17 protein-coding genes and 1 riboswitch are annotated in these 16,447 nt (G+C 46.4%); of the genes, 7 read left to right on the forward strand and 10 right to left on the reverse strand.

The features are described from left to right. The first annotated feature begins 103 nt into the window (after window positions 1–103). A riboswitch (cobalamin riboswitch) is annotated at window positions 104–298 on the forward strand. 158 nt (window positions 299–456) lie between these two features. Next, entirely contained in the window at window positions 457–2,775 is a 2,319-nt protein-coding gene (metE, locus tag ACN6NF_RS23685) for a 5-methyltetrahydropteroyltriglutamate--homocysteine S-methyltransferase (RefSeq protein WP_474319912.1), read from the forward strand. Between the two features lie 83 nt (window positions 2,776–2,858). On the opposite strand, the gene ACN6NF_RS23690 is transcribed toward metE, so the two are convergent. Next, the gene (locus ACN6NF_RS23690; RefSeq protein ID WP_474319913.1) at window positions 2,859–3,392 is read right to left on the reverse strand and encodes a DUF6985 domain-containing protein; all 534 of its coding nucleotides are present in this window, start codon (window positions 3,390–3,392) and stop codon (window positions 2,859–2,861) included. A gap of 380 nt (window positions 3,393–3,772) precedes the next feature. Between ACN6NF_RS23690 and ACN6NF_RS23695 the strand changes: the two genes are divergently transcribed. The 5 genes from ACN6NF_RS23695 to ACN6NF_RS23715 all read left to right on the forward strand — a co-directional run bounded on the left by ACN6NF_RS23695 (window position 3,773) and on the right by ACN6NF_RS23715 (window position 6,958). Continuing rightward, on the forward strand, window positions 3,773–4,102 hold the full coding sequence (locus ACN6NF_RS23695) for a PadR family transcriptional regulator (protein WP_016822768.1): 330 nt from the start codon (window positions 3,773–3,775) through the stop codon (window positions 4,100–4,102). After that, the gene (locus ACN6NF_RS23700; RefSeq protein WP_474319916.1) at window positions 4,095–4,646 is read left to right on the forward strand and encodes a DUF1700 domain-containing protein; all 552 of its coding nucleotides are present in this window, start codon (window positions 4,095–4,097) and stop codon (window positions 4,644–4,646) included. The genes ACN6NF_RS23695 and ACN6NF_RS23700 overlap by 8 nt, the downstream gene beginning before the upstream one ends. 4 nt (window positions 4,647–4,650) lie before the next feature. After that, window positions 4,651–5,502, forward strand: coding sequence for a DUF4097 family beta strand repeat-containing protein (locus ACN6NF_RS23705; RefSeq protein ID WP_474319918.1), 852 nt, complete (start codon window positions 4,651–4,653; stop codon window positions 5,500–5,502). Window positions 5,503–5,619: 117 nt separating this feature from the next. After that, window positions 5,620–6,339: a 3-ketoacyl-ACP reductase gene (locus tag ACN6NF_RS23710; protein ID WP_016822765.1), complete on the forward strand. Its 720-nt coding sequence runs from the start codon at window positions 5,620–5,622 to the stop codon at window positions 6,337–6,339. A 181-nt stretch (window positions 6,340–6,520) separates the two neighbouring features. Continuing rightward, window positions 6,521–6,958 carry an AbrB/MazE/SpoVT family DNA-binding domain-containing protein gene (locus tag ACN6NF_RS23715; RefSeq protein ID WP_447249483.1) on the forward strand — a complete coding sequence of 146 codons (438 nt, stop codon included), beginning with the start codon at window positions 6,521–6,523 and terminating at the stop codon, window positions 6,956–6,958. A 68-nt stretch (window positions 6,959–7,026) separates the two neighbouring features. Here the strand turns inward: ACN6NF_RS23715 and ACN6NF_RS23720 are convergent, their stop codons facing one another. Then, window positions 7,027–7,485, reverse strand: a complete 459-nt coding sequence (locus ACN6NF_RS23720; protein WP_474319920.1) for a hypothetical protein — start codon at window positions 7,483–7,485, stop codon at window positions 7,027–7,029. A gap of 121 nt (window positions 7,486–7,606) precedes the next feature. Between ACN6NF_RS23720 and ACN6NF_RS23725 the strand changes: the two genes are divergently transcribed. Then, window positions 7,607–7,768 (forward strand): hypothetical protein, encoded by a 162-nt coding sequence (locus ACN6NF_RS23725; RefSeq protein ID WP_474319922.1) that lies wholly within the window; start codon window positions 7,607–7,609, stop codon window positions 7,766–7,768. A gap of 24 nt (window positions 7,769–7,792) precedes the next feature. Here ACN6NF_RS23725 and ACN6NF_RS23730 read toward each other — a convergent pair whose 3' ends face one another. From ACN6NF_RS23730 to ACN6NF_RS23765, 8 genes are all read right to left on the reverse strand, one after another. Further along, window positions 7,793–8,956 carry a nitric oxide synthase oxygenase gene (locus tag ACN6NF_RS23730; RefSeq protein WP_474319923.1) on the reverse strand — a complete coding sequence of 388 codons (1,164 nt, stop codon included), beginning with the start codon at window positions 8,954–8,956 and terminating at the stop codon, window positions 7,793–7,795. Window positions 8,957–9,106: 150 nt separating this feature from the next. Continuing rightward, window positions 9,107–9,583: a Dps family protein gene (locus ACN6NF_RS23735; protein ID WP_016822762.1), complete on the reverse strand. Its 477-nt coding sequence runs from the start codon at window positions 9,581–9,583 to the stop codon at window positions 9,107–9,109. Between the two features lie 366 nt (window positions 9,584–9,949). Next, complete coding sequence (locus ACN6NF_RS23740; protein ID WP_474319924.1) at window positions 9,950–11,677, reverse strand: adenine deaminase C-terminal domain-containing protein; 1,728 nt, start codon at window positions 11,675–11,677, stop codon at window positions 9,950–9,952. A gap of 28 nt (window positions 11,678–11,705) precedes the next feature. Beyond that, complete coding sequence (locus ACN6NF_RS23745) at window positions 11,706–12,764, reverse strand: ABC transporter ATP-binding protein (RefSeq protein ID WP_017428616.1); 1,059 nt, start codon at window positions 12,762–12,764, stop codon at window positions 11,706–11,708. A gap of 16 nt (window positions 12,765–12,780) precedes the next feature. Beyond that, window positions 12,781–13,569 (reverse strand): ABC transporter permease, encoded by a 789-nt coding sequence (locus ACN6NF_RS23750; protein WP_013312456.1) that lies wholly within the window; start codon window positions 13,567–13,569, stop codon window positions 12,781–12,783. Between the two features lie 6 nt (window positions 13,570–13,575). Beyond that, on the reverse strand, window positions 13,576–14,397 hold the full coding sequence (locus ACN6NF_RS23755) for an ABC transporter permease (RefSeq protein ID WP_474319927.1): 822 nt from the start codon (window positions 14,395–14,397) through the stop codon (window positions 13,576–13,578). 27 nt (window positions 14,398–14,424) lie between these two features. Next, window positions 14,425–15,354, reverse strand: coding sequence for a nucleoside hydrolase (locus ACN6NF_RS23760; protein WP_474319928.1), 930 nt, complete (start codon window positions 15,352–15,354; stop codon window positions 14,425–14,427). Then, window positions 15,354–16,427 (reverse strand): ABC transporter substrate-binding protein, encoded by a 1,074-nt coding sequence (locus ACN6NF_RS23765; RefSeq protein ID WP_474319930.1) that lies wholly within the window; start codon window positions 16,425–16,427, stop codon window positions 15,354–15,356. The genes ACN6NF_RS23760 and ACN6NF_RS23765 overlap by 1 nt, the downstream gene beginning before the upstream one ends. Between the last annotated feature and the right edge of the window lie 20 nt (window positions 16,428–16,447).

Raw genomic sequence — 16,447 nt, forward strand, 5'->3', positions numbered from 1 at the left:
GATTCCACTCCAGTTTCCATTACTGTTTCTATTGCACATCCTGTAAGTTTCACTTATGATGGTGAACAAGTATACGAGTGCATAATTATTCGTCATACCTTAATCGCATAGCTTGGAGATAGGTGTCTGTTCTATCCAGATCAGACTTAAAAGGGAAGCCGGTGCAAATCCGGGACGGTCCCGCCACTGTAAACGGGGAATGTTCAGCTACTCAACACCCACTGGTCCACAGACCGGGAAGGGATGCTGAACGTCATGATCCGTAAGTCAGGAGACCTGCCTATTTTAACAACATCGCAGTACCTACGGAAGATAGGGAGGTGTTAAGAGCAGTCGCCGTATTTTTGAATTTTAATCGCGGAGGCATTCTTTCCCCTACTTATTTTTAGATTTGGGGACAGAATGCCTTTTTTGGTACGTAAAAATAAACTGGCTACCACTTAGGAGGAAACCTACATGTCCATTAACGAACGATCTGCATTGTCCGGTTTGACTAGCAGTAATCTGGGATATCCGCGTATCGGCGGGAACCGGGAATGGAAGAAAGCACTGGAGCGCTTCTGGCAGGGTAGTATTAACGAAAGTGAACTGCATAGTGAGATGAAAAGATTACGTCTTGAGAATCTGAGCAAGCAACGTGACAAAGGTATTGATCGCATTCCTGTCGGAGACTTCTCCTATTACGATCACATGCTGGATACATCTGTGATGTTCGGTCTCGTCCCCGAACGCTTCAACTATCGTCCTGCAGGTCCGGTTCCTCTGTCTGTGTATTTCGGGATCGCACGTGGACAAAAGGGTGCTACTGCCAGTGAAATGACCAAATGGATGAATACGAATTACCACTACATCGTTCCCGAATTGGAAAATGCGGCTCCATTGCTCACTGAAAATAAACCCTTACTAGCTTATCGTGAAGCAAAGCAGGAGCTAGGTATTGACGGTAAACCGGTTCTCATCGGTCCCTATTCATTTGTTGTTTTATCCAAAGGCTATGATCGTAACAATCTGGCCTCTATTATACGAACCTTCCTGCCTTTATACGCCCAAATCCTGTCAGAGCTAGCCGCAGAAGGCGTGCAATGGGTCCAAATCGATGAGCCTGTCCTGACAACCACATTTCCGGTAGAAGATCTGGAGATTATTCAGGAGGTCTATGAAGCTTTGATCCAAGCTGCCCCCTCCTTAAACATCATGCTGCAAACCTACTTTGGCAGCCTAAATCATTATGAGCGTCTGACTGAACTTCCGGTACAGGGAATGGGCCTTGACTTTGTATATGATGATGGAGAAAATCTTCAGCATATATCACGGCACGGCTTCCCCAAAGGGAAAACGCTGGGCGCTGGAGTCATTGACGGGCGCAATATATGGCGCAGCGACCTGAATGCCGTGGCTGCGCTGCTGGGCCAGTTAGCAGAACAGACCACTGCCGCACAGCTTATCGTGCAGCCATCGTGCAGCCTGCTGCATGTGCCGGTCAGTCTGGAAGCAGAGCACAAGCTGGACCGAGAGCTGGTGCATGCACTAGCCTTTGCCGATGAAAAGCTGGATGAAATCGCAGTCTTAACGGCTGCACTTGGTAAGCACGATCCATTCGCACTTGCCAAGCTTGGGCAAAGTGCGGAGGCGGTAGCCCGCTTCAACAGCTCAGCGGCAAGGGTACAGACAGCTGCCGATTTGGCCAACCTGTTGACAAAGGAGCCACTATCACGCAGCGTTCCTTTCGCCGAGCGCCGTATAATTCAGCAAAATAGGCTGAAGTTGCCCCCACTGCCTACGACGACCATCGGTAGCTTCCCGCAAACTGCTGAGGTTCGCAAGGCCCGTCTGCACTATCGCAAAGGAGAATGGTCTGCCGAGCAATATCGGACATTCATCCAGCAGCAGATCAAGGAATGGATTGATATCCAAGAGGACATTGGCATAGATGTGCTTGTACATGGGGAATTTGAACGGACCGACATGGTTGAGTTTTTTGGCGAAAAACTAAAAGGCTTTGCTTTTACACAAAACGGGTGGGTGCAGTCCTACGGCTCCCGCTGTGTTAAACCGCCGATTATTTACGGAGATGTGTCGTTCGACCAACCAATGACTGTCGAAGAGACGGCATTTGCTCAATCGTTAACCTCCAAGCCAGTTAAAGGGATGCTTACAGGTCCTGTGACCATTTTGAACTGGTCCTTCGAACGTAATGATATTCCACGCAGGCAAGTTGCTTTGCAGTTAGCTTTGGCATTACGGGCAGAGGTAGAGGCACTCGAAAAAGCGGGTATTAGCTTGATTCAGGTGGATGAACCTGCAATTCGAGAAGGGCTTCCGTTGAAAAAAGAACAACAGCAGGCCTATCTGGATTGGGCGGTTCAAGCCTTCCTTGTAACCACGGCCACCGTTGAGCCTGCGACCCAAATCCATACACACATGTGCTATTCCGAATTTCAGGATATGATCCAGTCCATTTCTGACATGGATGCCGACGTGATTTCTATTGAAACCTCTCGTAGCCACGGTGAACTGATTGTTAGCTTTGAGGATCAAGTGTACGACAAAGGCATTGGTCTGGGCGTGTACGATATTCACAGCCCGCGCATTCCTGATGTATCAGAAATGCTAAGCATGATCCAACGTGCCTTGCGCGTACTGCCACCAGATTTGTTCTGGGTTAATCCAGACTGTGGGCTGAAAACCCGCACCAAGGAGGAATCTGTTGCCGCATTGCGGCAAATGGTACAGGCGGCTCAAGCAGCCCGAGCCGTGCTGTCTGTATCCAACTAATATTTTGATCGTATCCATTTGCGTCATCATGTCCACTATATCCTATTCCCTTTCGGTCTTTCTATTAGAGACCGAAAGGTGAATTATTCCAAGTCATATAATGTATATGCACCTTTAATATGCTCGATTTTCATCTGCTTGAGATGTACACCTAAGCCATGCTCTCGATCCCAGGAACAATTAAAATTCAAATATAGTTCATCCTTTTCCGATGAGTCGGGAATCAATATAGATATAAGCTGCATTCGATCCAGCAATTGCTCTGGTCGCTCCACATAAGGCGCATATTCATTAGGGTCCTCTCCCCATGAGCTGTATGCCTTCCGATACTTTTCCACGATGTCTACATAATGATGGTATATGGACTCCAATACTTGAGGATGGATCGCTGACGAACATGCCATATACTTCTCCCATGTCTTTTTCTGAAGTTCCGTAGGTTCTGCTATAGCCTGTGCCTGTTCTTCAGAGTCGGCTCCCACGATAAATTCGACTTCAACCTCCGATGGCTGCTCACAAAAATCAAGATGCACCGCACCACGCAGTACAATCTCCTCCGACACATCCCAAGTCTCATCATCCAGTTCCAGTTCCCTATACCAGTGTTTCCAGTCCATCCTTTATCCACCTCTCCATCATAGGTAATCTTTAACTCTATTGAATACTTTACAATCTATCATTTTAATGAATGAAATTAAAGTAATATTCTATGGGTGCACCCAGCCAGAAATCGAGGAATTCCCAAATAAAACTACTTTATTCTACAAGATTCGCTATTCATGTAAGTCTTCAAGAAAGAAAACCAGCCCATTTTGACCCGAAGATTTTATTATTAAAAATTTAGTACCTTGCATTAATCAGTACATGATGTTAAATTATACCTGACTACTGATTTATAATTAGTACCCGTGACAAATTAAGCACAAACACACGTTTCTTCCCCTTATTCCGCACGACACCTATGAATTATGATTACATCAGGAAGGGAGCATCGCTCGTGAATGTGAACATCCAATTCAAAAAAGGGGTACTGGAACTATGCGTTCTAGTTCTAATTGGACGTAGAGACCGCTATGGCTACGAATTGGCTCAAGCCGTCTCCCGTCATATTGAAGTAGCAGAGGGAGCCCTCTACCCACTGCTTCGCCGTCTGGTATCCGAGGGATACTGCACGACGTATTTACAGGAATCAACCGAGGGTCCGCCCCGTAAATATTACCGGCTGACCGATACCGGCAGCCATTATACAAGATTACTTACACGGGAATGGAATGACTTTGTCCATCATGTCGCAAGCCTACTGAAGGAAGGAGATCCTGATGAATAGAAAACAGTTTCTTACAGAGGTGGAGCAGCGCCTATCCCCTCTCCCTGCAGAGGTACGCCATGAGCTGCTTAGTGATTTGAGCCAGCATTTTGACTATGGCTTGGTCAATGGAAAAAGTGAAAGTGAGATTGCTCATGAGTTGGGGAACCCAGAGGATATTGCCCGAGAAGCATTGGATGTTCCCAATGCAGGCTGGAACGCTTCCCCTCCACTTCGCCAAGGAAGCTTCGCACGCAATCTTTTTACTTTCTTAGGGCTGCTGTTTCTCAATTTGTTGATCTCCATCCCGATTCTAGCTACCCTATGGGCGGTATGGGCTTCATTGACCGCAGTAGCGGTCAGTTTCGTTGCAGCCCCTCTACTCGCCGTCACTGATTATGCGCTCAACAGCACCTTTTACCCGACCAAATTCTTTTTCTCCATCACGTTAACAGGTATGGGGCTATTGCTGCTGCCTGGAGTACGGTATATCTTACTTTTTATGGTAAAGGGCACAGTGCGATACTGGAAATGGAATCAGACTACCCTGAGGGGAGCTTACTAACAACATGAATAAAAAGTGGTTTATTGCAGCAGGACTGTGCATTGTCATCGGTGCAGTCGGAATGGTGACCTACGGTGCTCCATGGAATCAGCAAGTAATGAAAGAAGCAACAGCTATAAATAAAAAATGGACATTCACACGTGGTCAGCTACAGAACCTGAAAGTGGACAGTTCTGATGATGTCTCTATTTTGTTCACTCCTGGCTCTGGCGACCAAGGTATGATACGCATCAGCGGAGAAGTTCAGACAAAAGTAGCCGATCAGATTCATAATGCCCAAATTGAGAACGGTAAGCTTACCATTCAATCGAAGCCGGCTCCTTCCTTATCATTTTTTTCGTTTACCCCTGATTTGGATCAAACGATTACTGTAGAGATGCCTGCTGGGGAAACACTAGCTGATCTGCAGGTAGATACACATTCAGGAAATGTAAAACTTCAAGATGCCTCCGTGGAGAATACTTCTATCACCGCTACTTCAGGCACTGCCGAGATTACAAACCTCCGAAGTACCCACCTAATCGCAAATCTAACATCCGGTAACTTTATAGCCAATCAGCTTACAGCAGATATGGAGCTAAAGCTTACTTCAGGAGATGTCACCATCCGCGATTATAGCGGTAACGGTCTTCTATCCCTAACCTCAGGGAAATCTAATATTACGCAACGAACCGTATCCAACTTGGAAGTGAATTCTGATTCCGGTGATGTAAATATTAAGCAGGCTCCCGATTTTAAAGGTGTCTATAATGTCCACTCTGACTCTGGAAGCATAAACACTCCCGAATCTGTGCCCGGCGCCGCGAGCGTGATTAAGGTCGAAACCACTTCAGGGGATATTGATATTTCCAAATAGGAGGCTACTACATAATGTCTCATCAGGCGAAGTTTGGTTCAAGGGGGTTAACCTAGTATAATGTAACCATGTGCTCAGATGCACAACCACGTTATATATTGATAAGGAGGAGACTGGATGGAACTTAAAAACAAAACAGCCATTATTACAGGAGCCAGCAAAGGAATTGGTAAGGCAATTGCCGAGACCTTGGCCAAGGAAGGCGTTAATCTGGGGTTAATCTCTCGCACATTGACCGACCTACAAAAGCTGCAGGATTCACTGGGAAGTACATACGGTGTGAAAGTGGTGAGTGCTGTTGCAGATATATCGGATCGTACACAGGCCGCTGCTGCTGTAGCTTCACTGGAGCATGAACTGGGTGCCGTCGATATTTTGATCAACAATGCAGGCATCGCCACCTTTGGCACAGTCGCAGATATGGACCCCGAAGAGTGGGAACGTATTATTCGCGTAAACCTGATGGGAACCTATTACGTCACACACGCTGCTCTTCCAAGCATGCTGGCGCAACAGAGCGGAAATATTATTAATATTTCCTCCACAGCAGGGGAACGAGGTTTTGCAACAGGCTCGGCATATTGCGCATCCAAATTTGCCTTGATGGGCTTCACGGAAGCACTGATGCAGGAAGTTCGCAAATCCAACATTCGGGTCACCGCGCTGACACCAAGCACGGTCAATACAGAATTGGCGGTAAATGCGGGATTGAATATTGGTGACGAGGACCGCATGCTTCAGCCGCAGGATTTGGCCGATCTGACATTAGCTGCATTGAAGCTGCCACCACGGGTTCAATTAAAAGTAGCCGGCATTTGGACAACCAACCCACAGTAATTCGACATGACATCTTAGATTCATTGGCTGCACCAAGCTCCGGCAGACGTAATTGTTCGTCATGCCGGAGCTTTTTTAGGATAGCTATACCAAAACAAACTGTAATATAAGCGCTTTGTACTTCCAACATACATAATACAATTCCTGCAACCATAAGCGCATTCCAAGAAAGGGGAAAATGATGAAGAATACAGGAATGACACGACCACTGGACCATTTGGGACGCATTGTGCTACCCAAAGAACTGCGCACTTCTATGAATATTAATATTGGAGATGCCCTCGATTTTTTTATTACACCAGAGGGACTGATGATTCGTAAGTATACGGGGGTTTCTTGTTATTTTTGTGGTGCCGTTGATCATCTAAGCTATTTCAGAGATCATCTGATATGCAAGAGTTGTATTGAAAACCTGAAGAGTGATAATCCCTCCAGTCATTTGAGTGAAGCACGTCCTGCCCAGCCGAAGAAAAGAAGGAGCTACAGAAATCAGAATGAGCTTCTGAATAAACTAAAGCAGCTCATGGAGGAGTATCCTAATGTATCTCAAAAGGAATTAGCCGAAATGTTGGAATTATCTCAAGGACGCGTGTCACAGCTTAAAAAGCTACTCCTTTGAATCTTTCCGTCCACCTCGTTTGTTAAAATAATAAAAAAAGAGCCTGACGGCTCTGGGATCATTCATCATTATGCAATGTCAGACTGCTCCATAATCGGGACTCGATAGGCAAGCAGGGACTCGTCTATTACAGCAGAAATAAACGTTGCTTCTATTTCAGGCACCAGTCTAAGCGCATAGTTCCATGCGTTTTCCTCAATTTGCAGCGCAAGCCGTTGCCGGGTCCCGCTCCTGTTCTCTTGCTCCATCGCATCGGAGAGACCCTCTAATTCAGTATCGGCGGCGTGCCCGATCTCATGCGCAAGCACAACCGTAAAATATTCCTCAACTCGATCTGCGCTGCCGAACATCTGTAAACATTGTGTTTCGATAACATCCGTATACATGGTAATGGCATGAGCATGCATGGCATATTTGCCCCCAATCAGCCGTCCACCAGGAAAACGTTTCTCCAGCTTCACTGTTACGCCTATAGCAGCTCGTTCCAAAAGCTCAGCGACAATGCGCTCTGCCTGATCTCTCTCCAACTTAGCTTCGCTCCTCAAACCAAGATATATAAAGTTATATTTACGATATAACTTATGAAATTATGAATGTACTCATACAATACACAGTACGATATTATACCTTTTTACAAAGGAGAATACCATGCCGGAAGATTATTATTTAGGCTGGGGAACGCTTACCCTTATTAATGCTGGCTTGGCACAGTCCAAAAATCGGAGCAGGCTTAACTGGTTTATGCTCTCACTGCTCATAGGGCCGATCGCGACCCTATTGATCGTTGTATGGGATAAACCGGAGTCCTGATCCAGCAATCAGTCTCCCGTTAGATTATCCAGAATGAAAAGGACAGCCTTGCGGCTTCTGCGGCAGCGCTACATCTGTTGTTGGTTTAGCCTGTCTCGTCATATAGGGTTTTTCCTGAACTCCGAAATTCGGCTTCACAAGCCGATTATCATAAGAACTATGAAAAATATGCGTGGTTGCTGGGGATAATGGTGGGATCAGCCACGTCCAATTACCTGTCAGCGCGCGACCAGCCTTGGCTTCCCGTTCCTCAAACAACTTGAATTGTGCCGCTGCGGTATGATGGTCGACAATGCTAACCCCCGCTTTTTTAAAAGAATGCAGCACAGCAATGTTCAACTCGACCAGCGCCCGATCACGCCAAAGCGTTGTTTCACTCGTCGTATCCAGCCCCATCAGTTTGGCCACCTGTGGCAACATATTATAACGGAAGGTATCCGCAAAATTACGGGCACCGATTTCTGTCCCCATATACCAGCCGTTAAACGGAGCTGCTGTATAGATGATACCGCCAATCTCCAGTGTCATATCCGAAATCATAGGCACAGCATACCAGCGCAATCCCAGAGAAGCTATACTCGAAAGTTCCGGATGCTCAATGGGCACCTCCATCACCAAATGTTCAGGAATATCAAAGAGCTCGGGAGGCTGACCCCCCACTTCCACAACCAGCGGCAATATATCAAAAGGAGTCATCGCTCCTTGCCACCCCATATCCCTACAAGCGTTGGTAAAGTCCACCGAAATCGGGTCCCCGATGACCCCTTGATCCGTTTCATATCCAGCGTAACGAATGAGTTGATGGTTCCAGATACGAATATTCGGCTGTCCCGGCTGGGAGGCGCGAAATACAGTAAGCGTTGGCTTAATTTTACCGCCGTTCGTTCCTATACGGATATGCTCCAATAGCTCGTGAACTACTTGCGTCGCATCTGACGCTCCACGTGCATCCCTGACCAATAGCTTGTCCCAAAACAATCGACCGATACAACGATTGCTATTCCGCCAAGCCATAAGTGCCCCGTGTTCCAGCTCTTCATAAGTATGATCGTATGTTCCAGTAGTCTCTATGTCTTGACGAATATGAAGAAGCCGGGCTTCCGCATCATCGCGGCTTCGACCCAGCTCCTCATAACATGTATATATAAACTGCTCCGCTTCATGCAAAAGCTGTTGTTTCACTTCCATAACCTACACCCCATCCCGGCAGCTCACTTCCTTATGAGCCTGTGGTCTTCCATGCTTCTTCGTCATTATACTCCAGTAGCAGGCCGGAACCAACGGGATGTATATCTTGTTCACCTGATCTCCATATCCGTGGAAAACACTCCCAGAAACTTATCCCAGATATGCGCTAAGCATCCAGATATGTTTATCCATTTCTTCTCTCAAGCCATTCAGAAGATCCTCTGTCGCTTTGTCCTGTGCCGCTTCTGCCGCTTCCATACCATTAGCCAGTTCAATAGTAATCGTTTTAAAATCGGCTACAACGGACTTCACCATATCTTCAGCTGTCTGCTCGCCTGCGGACTCCTGAATAGCTGACAGTTGCAAATGCTCCTTCAAGGTCGCAGCAGGACGGCCGCCAATAGCCAACAAACGTTCGGCAATCGTATCCAGATTAGCTGTTGCTTCATTGTAAAGCTCCTCGAATTTAGCATGCAGTGTGAAGAATTTAGGTCCTTTTACATACCAGTGGAAATAATGCAGTTTTGTGTACAATACAGACCAAGTAGCCACGTGTCGGTTCAATGCCTTGTGCAGTTCTTGAATTGCCTCTTGTGTAGGTGCGTTCGTATGATTTAATGTACTCATGTGTAAAATCCCCTCTCGTTCAAATATAGTTAGTGTAAAGCTTGGATGCTCGTTAGCAGTAGTGTCTGATTTTCTTCAAAATTCCATGCGTCAATCCAATAAATCTTAATCAATTAATTTAGACTTAATCTAAATCCTGTTTTAATTATAACACTGTGACGATGTTTTTCAAGTCCTTATTCGATTTTAATCATGAAGATTACATGAACTAATTGTAAAAGCAAACTCTACATGCAATCGGGTACCCAGAATCAAGACTTGTTTATCTTTTATACATAGGTTACATCAATAGAAGTATAGAAGATGTTAAGTTTGTCTGCTAAAGCATCAAAAAAGAGCCGGCCCGTAAAAGGGTCAGCTCTTTCATTATTCTTGTATTTCAGAAGGTTCCACGATTAAGGATACAACTTTGCCTGCGTTTACATCAATCAAGCCGTGATCAGTAATTTTCAAAGCCGGGCTGACTGGCAGAGAATGAGTACTCAGCGACATAATTGGATTATAATGGCGATAGCCCAGCGACAGTAAGGCTGAACGCAATTCCTTCACGTTGGCAGCTACCATTTCTAGCGGTCCTTCTGTTAAAATTCCGCCCACCGTTAACGGTAAATGGGACATCACCTTGCCATTTTCAACTACGCAAAAGCCACCTTGGCTAGAAAGAACTGTATTCGCGGCCAATATCATATCTTGCTTGTTATGCCCCACGACCAGCAAGTTATGGTTATCGTGCGAATAGGTGGTTGCCACTGCTCCACGTTTAATCGTATCTCCCCCGATCAAGCCGTAAGCACGGTTGCCGTTCTTGCCATACCGCTCAAACGTAGCAATGAGTCCATGTTCACCATGTTCCCATACCAGTTCACCCTGCTCTACTTGCGCAGGTGCAGTCCGTTCGCTTGTAAAAGTTGAGCCATCCTTGACCATCATAACACGGCATTGATGTGTGCCATCAGCTACATCCAACTTTACAGTAAAATCCTGCTCCGTAAGCGGATTGAGCTTTACACTTTGATAAAAGTGGGCAGGGAACTGGCACTTAACCTGTGCCTGATGGTATTCCTCAAATTTATCAAATACTTTGTGTCCATCCTTATAGACTTGCTCTACATCAAACTGTTCCAGATCCGACAGCAGCACAAAGTCGGCTATTTTTCCTGGCGCAATTGTTCCGCGATCATGCATACGCATCCGGGCAGCAGGAGTATACGTAGCTGCATAAATCGCATCCTCAGGCTTCATTCCCATCCCGATTGCTTTACTTACAATGTGGTTCAGATGCCCTCGCTCTACGAAAGAATCTGGCATCACGTCATCTGTTACGAAGCAAAAATGTTGTGCCACGTCCTCCTGAATGAGATAGTCCATCACCTCAGGGGTCATGGATTTTTCCTGGATCTCAATAAACATTCCGGCGGCCATTCTTGCTTTCATACCTTCAATGCTTTGGTGGGTATGGTCTGAGCCTATTCCTGCATAGATCAACTGATGCAGATCCAGATCAAGCAACTGCGGCGTATGCCCTTCGATGATCAGCTCTGGGTAATGCTCACGAACATGACGTAAGATGCGGTTCGTCTTGCTCTCCGGATCACGAATGACATCTACATAATTCATAATTTCACCCAGGCAGATCATTTCACCTGTTTGCAACAAAGCATCAATCTCAGGGATGTCAATCTCGCCCCCTGAGGTTTCCAAAGGCGTCGCTGGGACAGAGCTAGGAATTCCGTAAAACATATCAGCTACGCAATCCTTGCTGGCCTCCATCATTTCCTGAATGCCTTCCAATCCGAAAACATTCGCCATTTCGTGCGGTTCCGGTACAATCGTCGTGACCCCATTGCGAATGAGTCCATAGGAAAAGGTCGCTGGGGTCACCATGGTACTTTCGATATGCAAATGGATATCGATCAGGCCGGGAATCATATATTTCCCATGCCCCTCCACAATTTCAACAGCCTCGAAAGATTCCAGACCACGCTGACCGATATACATAAACTTGCCGTCAAGTATAGCCACATTGCCTTCCTCGAACGTCTTGTAGTAACTGTTATACACCTTCACTTGTAAAATCATTTTGTCTGCACGCATGATGTATCTCCTTCATCGAACCCGCTGATTATTGGACCAGCACCATTTTGTCTGCCGGAAAATGCAGGGTAACCCGTTGACCACTCAAGTAAGGCGTATCCATTTCCTGATTAGCCGTAAAGTTTCCCTTCGCTGTCTCTACCACATACTGATAGCTGCGCCCCAGGTAAGTACTTACCTTAATGACACCGGGAAGCTCATTTTCTCCTGTCTCGTTGCCTTCTGTTCGAATGACCAAATCATCCGGGCGAATAGCGCCTTGGCGAGCACCTGGTTGGACTGTACCCTGATTACGCACTACGCTAAACGAAAGGTCGCCTGTATTCAGTCGAATACGTTCCCCCTCTTCAGTGCGCTCGTCAAAGCTTAGAAAATTATTAAACCCAATAAAGCGGGCGACAAATTCGGTCGTCGGATATTTAAAAATGGTCGATGGAGCATCTAATTGCTCGATGTTCCCCTTATTCATAATCGCAACCTGGTCAGAAATCGAAAAACATTCCTCCTGATCGTGCGATACATACACGGTAGTGATGCCCAGCTCCTGTTGAATACGGCGGATTTCTACGCGCATATTCACACGCAGGTTAGCATCTAAGTTACTCAGAGGTTCATCAAACAATAGCAGATCGGGTTCAATTACAAGCGCTCGTGCAATCGCGACACGTTGACGCTGCCCGCCTGATAATTCGCCGGGGAAACGTTTTTCAAATCCCCCCAAGCTAACCGTATCCAGCATAGTCATAACGCGCCGTTTTACATCATCTTCTTTTACTTTACGTAACCGCAAACCAAAGGCAACATTATCAAAAACCGACAAATGCGGGAAAAGCGCATAACTTTGGAATACAAAACCGAAGTTCCGTTTATTCACTGGAACCCGGGTATAATCCTTATCGCCAAACAAAAATGTTCCTTGTTTAGCTTCGAGAAATCCTGCAATAAGACGAAGTGTAGTCGTTTTGCCACAACCACTCGGTCCGAGCAACGAGAGCAATTGCCCTCGTTCGAGCTGCAAATCGAAATCCTGCAAGATCAGTTGGTTGTCATAAGCGACCGAAACGCGATCCAGAGTAAGCAGTGCCATAAGGTTGAAGCCTCCATTACCTTTTAGTGAAGTAAGACAATCCCATCAGTCGTTCAATCAAGAACATCAGGATACCAGTTAAAATCATCAGCATAACCGAAATCGCTGCAATCGTCGGGTCAAAATAATTTTCGACGTAAGTCAGCATTTGAATAGGCAGGGTGCTGAAGCCCGGTCCTGTCATGAAGACGGAAATGTCGACATTGTTGAATGATTCCAGAAAGGCAATCAGGATAGCCGCAATAATACCTGAGCGGATGTTGGGTAGAACCACCTTGAAGAAAGTTTCCAGCCGTCCAGCTCCCAAACTAAGCGCTGCTTCCTCAATCGCAAAATCAAAGTTAGACAAACTGGATGCAATGACTCTTATAATGAACGGCAGCATAATCACCGTATGTCCGATCAAAAGTCCAGCGTATACCGGTAAATGGTACACAATGATCAAATAACGCAGCAATGTAAAACCAAGCACAATACCTGGTATAAGCAACGGGGAAAGGAACAAGGCATTCAGCGCATCCTTCCCGCGAAACGAAAACCGACTAAGTGCATAAGCGGCTGGCATACCGATTAACAACGCCAAGATATTACCCAGCAGAGAGACGACAATCGACGTTTTGAACGTGGACATAAACAAATCCACTTCAAAAATATTTTCATACCAGCGCAAGGAAAAGCCCTGCGGAGGAAATTTTAATACCGTGCCCGGCTCGAAAGAAGTGACCGATATGATCAACAGCGGACCGAGCAGAAAGATGAAGACCAGCAGGCTAAAGAAGCCTAGTCCGTAATGTTTCTCCCGCATATCCACCTACCCCTTCGGATTGAGTTTATGGGCCGCCTTATTTAAGAGACCGACCACGATAAATGTAATAGCAATCATAATTGTTGCGATAACAGAGGCTAAAAACCAGTCGTTAAGCGTCATCGCATTTTGGTACAAAAATGTAGCGATAACCCGCTGTTTTCCTCCCAGCAGTGCTGGGGTCGTATAAGCCGTCAGGCTGCCTACGAAAACAAGGATGCTTCCAATGATCAGACCCGGAACAGACAGCGGGAATACAATTTTACGAAATGCGCTGAATCTGGAAGCTCCAAGACTCTGAGCAGCATGGACAAGATCACCGTCGATATTTTCAAGCACACCAATTAGTGAAATAATCATCAGCGGCAAAAACAAATGGACCAGGCCAATAATCATCGCTGCTGGGGTGTATAAAATATTCAGCGGCTCATTCACGAGTCCTAAACTCATTAGCACGTTGTTTAATAACCCCTTGCGACCCAAAATGACCATCCAGCTGAATGACCGCACCACCGGACTCGTCAACAAGGGAAAGATAGCCAGCGCCAGCAAAATCCCTTTACGACGCGGGGCCCTTCGTGAAATATAGTAAGCCGTCGGAAAACCGAGCAATACGCATACGAGAGTCGTTACGACACTGACCTCCAGCGTAGTCAGCAATATTTTCAGAAAATAAGGGTCCTTGAAGAAATGGAGATAGCCTTCTAAGGTGAATGAGCTGTTCTGTACGAAGGTCGAACCGATCGTCAACACAATCGGAATGACCATGAACACCGCCAGAAAAAGCAGACCTGGCAGCAGCAGCCAATACAAGTATGTTTTCTTCATGGGTAGCTCCTTGCGGTTATCAAAATGTTAATCCTTGTTCAGCACCTGGATAAACAGCTCCAGAAAAGCTTTGCTGTCTACCTGTTCGCACACATTCATATTGGGACTATGATTGAGGCGGTTCTGTACATCGCCTACCGTTTGTCCGTCACATATGCGACTGGAGGTTTCCACGTCGACATATAACAACGAGGTATCTACTAACCTCGAATTCAAAGCCACACCCACGGCAAGCGGGTCATGAAGTGCACACGCTTTTACCCCGTTGCGTTCTTCATAACGCTTGGTATACACGGCTGTGCTTTCAGCTACATAATTACGAATCTCTGGACGAGTCAGACGAGCAACATGATCGGCAGTCAGCAGCGCCTTGCGTGTTACATCCAGCCCCACTTGTATCAATCGACCAAACCCCGCGTGAAATACGATCCGTGCGGCTTCAGGATCAGCGTACATGTTATACTCCGCTACAGGTGTGATATTGCCGCATCCGTGAATAACGCCGCCCATAAAAATGACCTCATGGACGTGATCCGTCAGATCGGGACACTTCAGCAGCGCCAACGCCAGATTGGTGAGTGGTCCGGTGCAAACCAGCGTTACTTCCCCCGAGTGAGCCATCACAGTCTCAATGATGATATCCGGTGCAAAACCTTCGGATGCAGAGATGGCTGGGACTATTCCACTCAATGCACCTCCGATGCCGTCTTCTCCATGAACACGGTGTTCGTGCAGGCCTTTGCGTATTAATGGAGCCTCCGCCCCCCGATAGACCGGAATATCCGGTCTATCCAGCAGGTTGAGGATTTTGCATGTATTCAGCGTTGCTTGTTTAAGTGAAACATTACCGCATACCGTAGTAATCGCTTGGATATCGAGCTGACCACTTTTGGCCGCAAGTAAAATACCCAACGCATCATCAATGCCTGTATCTACATCTAATATTATCTTTTTCATTATTGTGCAACTTCCCGGTTCCAGCGATCTGTCCATCCCTTGATATGATCGTTAACGAATTTCATATCCAGCTTGGTCAGCTTATTCACTACATCTGCACCGTACGTAATCCCTTGGGTATCCGCACCGGACAGTACCACCTGTGTGTTCACTGGAGAATCAACCTTTGCTTTGGCGGATTTTTCTTGAACTTCCTTGCTCAGCTGCCAGTTGATAAATTCCTCAGCCAGTTCCTTCTGATCGGACCCTTTTACTACATTAACTGTGTTCATTACTGCGTAGGCACCCTCGTTAGGAGCTACGAATTTCGCCCCAGGTACAGCAGCCTGCAAATCTTTAAAGTACATTTCCATAATCGGACCACCCGCAATTTCCTGCTGGCTAAACATGTTCACGAACTCGGACGTCTTACTATAAAACTTAACAATATTCGGACTCAGCTCCTTCAGCTTCCCAAAGGCTTGGTCTTCATTAAATTCCTTGCTACCCGCTACTTTGGAAGCGGCATCGACCATCATCGGTCCAGCCGTTGCCGTAATATTCGGCAGTGTCACGTTTCCTTTGAACTCACTGCCCCACAGGTCGGCCCAGGAGGTCACATCTTTTTTCACCAGCTCTGGATTATAGGCAATACCGAGGCGCCCAACTGTATAAGCAGGACCATATTCCTCACCCAGCGGTGCTTTGGCAATATCATAAATTTGGTTCAAGTTTGGCACTTTACTGCGATCCAACTTCTCGAATAGCCCTTGTTGAATTCCCTGTTGGGCATAATAATCAGACAGATAAATCAGATCGACATCCGTGCTGCCTTGACTGATTTTGTTCAATCGTTCCGCATTATTTCCGATTTCTACAACAATATCAACGTTATGTTCCTTTTCAAAAGGCGCGTACACTTCTTTATTAAAAAAGTCCTCGGAGAAGCCCCATGTGGAAATAACCAGTTTCTTTTTCCCATCAGCTGAGCCATCTTTTCCATCTGCCTGACCACCAGTAGCATTGCTGCCGCAACCTGCCAGTACCACAGATGCCAAGGTCACAGCCATAAATCCTTTAAACCACTTTTTCATATGAAACTCCCCCTGTTTTT

Source organism: Paenibacillus sp. TSM33 (assembly GCF_056099025.1).

Bases quoted from the DNA above. Each gene is read 5' to 3' on its own strand.
- ACN6NF_RS23710 (WP_016822765.1), top strand. From the start codon at position 5,620: ATGGAACTTAAAAACAAAACAGCCATTATTACAGGAGCCAGCAAAGGA.
- ACN6NF_RS23700 (WP_474319916.1), top strand. From the start codon at position 4,095: ATGAATAGAAAACAGTTTCTTACAGAGGTGGAGCAGCGCCTATCCCCT.
- ACN6NF_RS23730 (WP_474319923.1), bottom strand. From the start codon at position 8,956: ATGGAAGTGAAACAACAGCTTTTGCATGAAGCGGAGCAGTTTATATAT.
- ACN6NF_RS23705 (WP_474319918.1), top strand. From the start codon at position 4,651: ATGAATAAAAAGTGGTTTATTGCAGCAGGACTGTGCATTGTCATCGGT.
- ACN6NF_RS23735 (WP_016822762.1), bottom strand. From the start codon at position 9,583: ATGAGTACATTAAATCATACGAACGCACCTACACAAGAGGCAATTCAA.
- ACN6NF_RS23715 (WP_447249483.1), top strand. From the start codon at position 6,521: ATGAAGAATACAGGAATGACACGACCACTGGACCATTTGGGACGCATT.
- ACN6NF_RS23725 (WP_474319922.1), top strand. From the start codon at position 7,607: ATGCCGGAAGATTATTATTTAGGCTGGGGAACGCTTACCCTTATTAAT.
- ACN6NF_RS23745 (WP_017428616.1), bottom strand. From the start codon at position 12,764: ATGGCACTGCTTACTCTGGATCGCGTTTCGGTCGCTTATGACAACCAA.
- ACN6NF_RS23755 (WP_474319927.1), bottom strand. From the start codon at position 14,397: ATGAAGAAAACATACTTGTATTGGCTGCTGCTGCCAGGTCTGCTTTTT.
- metE (WP_474319912.1), top strand. From the start codon at position 457: ATGTCCATTAACGAACGATCTGCATTGTCCGGTTTGACTAGCAGTAAT.
- ACN6NF_RS23760 (WP_474319928.1), bottom strand. From the start codon at position 15,354: ATGAAAAAGATAATATTAGATGTAGATACAGGCATTGATGATGCGTTG.
- ACN6NF_RS23740 (WP_474319924.1), bottom strand. From the start codon at position 11,677: ATGCGTGCAGACAAAATGATTTTACAAGTGAAGGTGTATAACAGTTAC.
- ACN6NF_RS23765 (WP_474319930.1), bottom strand. From the start codon at position 16,427: ATGAAAAAGTGGTTTAAAGGATTTATGGCTGTGACCTTGGCATCTGTG.
- ACN6NF_RS23690 (WP_474319913.1), bottom strand. From the start codon at position 3,392: ATGGACTGGAAACACTGGTATAGGGAACTGGAACTGGATGATGAGACT.
- ACN6NF_RS23750 (WP_013312456.1), bottom strand. From the start codon at position 13,569: ATGCGGGAGAAACATTACGGACTAGGCTTCTTTAGCCTGCTGGTCTTC.